This window comes from Pseudomonas edaphica, from assembly GCF_005863185.1.
Lineage (GTDB): Bacteria > Pseudomonadota > Gammaproteobacteria > Pseudomonadales > Pseudomonadaceae > Aquipseudomonas > Aquipseudomonas edaphica.
The window spans coordinates 1-3618 of record NZ_VBVZ01000618.1; the positions used below are offsets into that span (position 1 = coordinate 1).

3 protein-coding genes are annotated in these 3618 nt (G+C 59.9%); 1 reads left to right on the top strand and 2 read right to left on the bottom strand.

Annotated features, from left to right (window positions below):
• Positions 1-78 precede the first annotated feature (78 nt).
• Both choX and betC read right to left on the bottom strand, forming a co-directional pair.
• Positions 79-993 (bottom strand): choline ABC transporter substrate-binding protein, encoded by a 915-nt coding sequence (gene choX, locus FEM54_RS27690; protein WP_138453765.1) that lies wholly within the window; start codon positions 991-993, stop codon positions 79-81.
• 18 nt (positions 994-1011) lie between these two features.
• Positions 1012-2526 carry a choline-sulfatase gene (betC, locus tag FEM54_RS27695; RefSeq protein WP_138453766.1) on the bottom strand — a complete coding sequence of 505 codons (1515 nt, stop codon included), beginning with the start codon at positions 2524-2526 and terminating at the stop codon, positions 1012-1014.
• A gap of 103 nt (positions 2527-2629) precedes the next feature.
• Here betC and FEM54_RS27700 point away from each other — a divergent pair, with 103 nt between their 5' ends.
• Positions 2630-3580: a choline sulfate utilization transcriptional regulator gene (locus FEM54_RS27700; protein ID WP_017137931.1), complete on the top strand. Its 951-nt coding sequence runs from the start codon at positions 2630-2632 to the stop codon at positions 3578-3580.
• Positions 3581-3618 lie beyond the last annotated feature (38 nt).

A 3618-nucleotide genomic window follows, 5' to 3' on the forward strand; every position in this document is an offset into this window, starting at 1 on the left:
AGACAACTCGGTCTGTCTGGCAGACCGAGTTGTCTGTATCGCAGGCAAGCCAGCTCCCACAGGGATGCGCGGCGGCCCTTAGAGTTTGGCTTTTACGGCAGACAGTGCGTCTTTACCGTCGAGGGTTTTTACGCCATCCAGCCATGTGTCCAGTACCGCCGGGTTGGCTTTGATCCACGCTTTTGCCGCGTCGGCATTGCTGACTTTATTGTTGGCCACCTGGGCCATGATGCTGTTCTCCATCTCCTGGGTAAAACTCAGGTTGGTCAGCAGTTTCCCAACATTCGGGCAGGCCTGGGCGTAACCCTTACGGGTCAAGGTATACACGCTGCCGGTGTCACCAAAGTACTTCTCTCCGCCCTTGAGGTAATGCATTTTCAACTGCACGTTCATCGGGTGCGGCGTCCACCCGAGGAAGGTCACGAACTTCTGCTTTTTCACCGCCCGCGACACTTCGGCCAGCATCGCCTGCTCGCTCGACTCGATCAGCTTCCACTGGCCCAGGTCGAAGTCATTCTTCTTGATGATCTCCTGCAGCGAGATGTTCGCCGGCGCGCCGGAGCCAATGCCGTAGATCTTCTTGTCGAACTTGTCGGCAAATTTGTTCAGGTCGGCAAAATCATGCACACCGGCGTCCCATACATAGTCCGGCACGGCGAGGGTGAACTCGGTGCCGTCGAGGTTTTTCGCCAGTTGCACCACATCGCCATTGGCCACGAACTTGTCGTAGAAACCCTGCTGCGCCGGCATCCAGTTGCCCAGGAACACATCCACCTGGCCATCCTTGAGCCCGCCAAACGTGATCGGCACCGCCAGGGTGTCGACCTTGGCCTTGTAGCCCATGCCGTTCAACAGGAAACCGGTGATGGCATTGGTGGCGGCGATATCGCTCCAGCCTGGATCGGCCATTTTTACCGTTTCGCAGCTAGCGTCTGCGTACACATTGGCGCTGCCCAGCACCAACATACTCAGTACCACGGTCAACTTTTGCATGGCCTTCCCTCTGTCTATTTATTGGTTTTGGCAGGGTTGTGGATAACGTGCTTTGCGCTCCAGGTCGTCGAGGTCGATATGGTTGCGCATGTATTGCTGACTGGCGTCCACCAGTGGCTGGTGATCCCAGCTCTTCAGCTTGCCTTGGGTCAGTGCCTCGAACACCAGGCGGCGACGGCGTTGGCTGGCGAGCACCTGCTGGTGGATCGCCGGGATGTCCCATTTGGCCCGCGCCTCATTCAAAAACGCCTCGAACAGTGGCCGGTGTTCCGGTGACTGGCTGAGGTCTTCCCGTTCATGCGGGTCGTTGTGTACATCGAACAGTAGACAAGGGTCGTCTTCGCTGTAGATGAATTTGTAGGCGCCGCGCCGAATCATCATCAGTGGGCTGATGGTGCCTTCGGCCATGTATTCGCCAAACACTTCGTCGTGCCCGCCCTGCCCTTGCAGGTGCGGGACCAGCGAGCGGCCGTCCAGCGCCAGGCGCGGGTCCAACTCGCCGCCGGCCAGTTCCACCAGGGTGGGCAGCAGGTCGGCGGTGGATACGGCGTTGCTCACGCGGCCCGCCGCAAACTGGCCTGGCGCACTCACCAGCAGCGGTACGCGGGCGGCCATTTCAAACCAGTGCATTTTGTACCAGAGGCCACGCTCGCCAAGCATGTCGCCGTGGTCGCCGGAGAAGATGATGATCGTGTCGTCGGCCAGGCCGGTGTCTTCCAGGGTTTGCAGGAGTTTGCCGACGTTGCTGTCGATATAGCTGCACGCGCCGAAATACGCGCGGCGCGCATCGCGGATCTTGTCCACAGGCAGCGGCTTGTCCCACAGGTCGTAAACCTTGAGCAGGCGCTGGGAGTGCGGGTCGAGATCGCCTTGCGCGGGGGTTGCCGGCATTGGGATGTCGTTGTCGTCGTACAGGTCCCAGAACGGCTTGGGAATGGTGTACGGGTCGTGTGGGTGCGTCATCGACACGGTGAGGCAGAACGGCTGGTTGCCGTCTTCACGGATATGGTCAAACAGATACTGCTGGGCTTTGAACACCACCTCTTCGTCGAAATCCAGCTGATTGGTGCGCACGCACGGCCCGGCTTGCAGCACCGACGACATGTTGTGGTACCAGGTGGGACGCACGTCTGGTTCATCCCAGTTCACCGCCCAGCCATAGTCGGCTGGGTAGATGTCGCTGGTCAGGCGTTCTTCATAGCCGTGCAACTGATCTGGCCCGCAGAAATGCATCTTGCCCGACAGTGCCGTGCGGTAACCGAGGCGGCGCAGGTAGTGGGCATAAGTGGGTACATCGGCGGGGAAATCGGCGGCGTTGTCGTAGGCGCCAATCTTGCTCGGCAACTGGCCGCTGACCAGGGTGAAACGCGAAGGCGCGCACAGCGGGCTATTGCAGTAGGCGGCGTCAAACACCACGCCCTGTGCAGCCAGGCGGCTCAGGTTCGGCAACTTGATCGGGGAAGGTCCGTAGAACGGCAGCATCGGCGCGGCCATTTGATCGGCCATGATGAAAAGAATGTTCTTGCGCTTCATGATCTATCGGCATTCCATAGGCGGTGTTTATGCGAATGAGCATGCAGCCCATGGAAAATGGGGTAAAGCCCATGGAAAGCAATGTCTAGGATAAGCACAGCTTATGTATGAAGCCCTCGGTGATCTGTCCCTCGACCTGCTGCGTGCCTTTGAAGCCGCGGCGCGCCATCGCAGCTTTACCGCCGCCGCGATGGAGTTGGGCACTACGCAGCCGGCCATCAGCCAGCAGATCAAGCGCCTTGAAGAGCAACTGGCGATCCGCCTGTTCGATCGCATCTACCGAGGCATCGAACTGACGGATGCGGGCGCGCTGTTGTTTGAACAGGTGCAAGGCGGTTTGCAGGCCATCAACCAAGGCCTCAGCACGATCACCCAGCAGGACCAGCACGAAGTGCTGCAAGTGGCCACCGACTTCGCTTTCGCCGCCTACTGGTTGATGCCGCGCCTGCATCGCTTTCACCAGGCCAACCCGCAGGTGGATGTGAGCCTGGTGACCAGCGAACGCAACCACGCGACTTTGCGCAGCGATATCGACGTGGCGGTGTTGTTTGGCGATGGTCGTTTCAAGCAGGGCGAGAGCTTGTGGCTGTTCAACGAGGAAGTGTTTCCGGTGTGCAGCCCGCAGTGGCTCAAGGCTCAATCCACGCCACTGACGGTGCAAAATCTGCACGATTACCCGCTGCTGCACCTGCGCCAGGAAAACAACAGCCAGTGGTTCGACTGGAGCGGCGTGTTTCGTGAGTTAGGCATCACCACGGCGCCCACGCCTGGGCAATTGCGCTTCGACAATTACACCCTGCTGATCCAGGCGGCGATTGCCGGGCAGGGCGTGGCCATCGGTTGGCGGCACTTGGTGGATAACCTGCTGGAACAGAACTGGCTGTGCCGGCCGATCAATGACACGGTGATCTCGCGCTTCGGTTATTACGTGGTGCAGCCCCAGCGCAAACGCCGGGGGCAATTGGTCGAGCGCTTTGTCGATTGGCTGGTGGCCGAGCAAGCCAGCAGCGCGCAGTCGTTGACCGGGCTGGCCCTGCCGTCGATTGCGGTCTAGGATCTGCGCATATTGGATCCGGATTTCGCCATGCAACG

Bases quoted from the DNA above. Each gene is read 5' to 3' on its own strand.
- choX (WP_138453765.1), bottom strand. From the start codon at position 993: ATGCAAAAGTTGACCGTGGTACTGAGTATGTTGGTGCTGGGCAGCGCC.
- betC (WP_138453766.1), bottom strand. From the start codon at position 2,526: ATGAAGCGCAAGAACATTCTTTTCATCATGGCCGATCAAATGGCCGCG.
- FEM54_RS27700 (WP_017137931.1), top strand. From the start codon at position 2,630: ATGTATGAAGCCCTCGGTGATCTGTCCCTCGACCTGCTGCGTGCCTTT.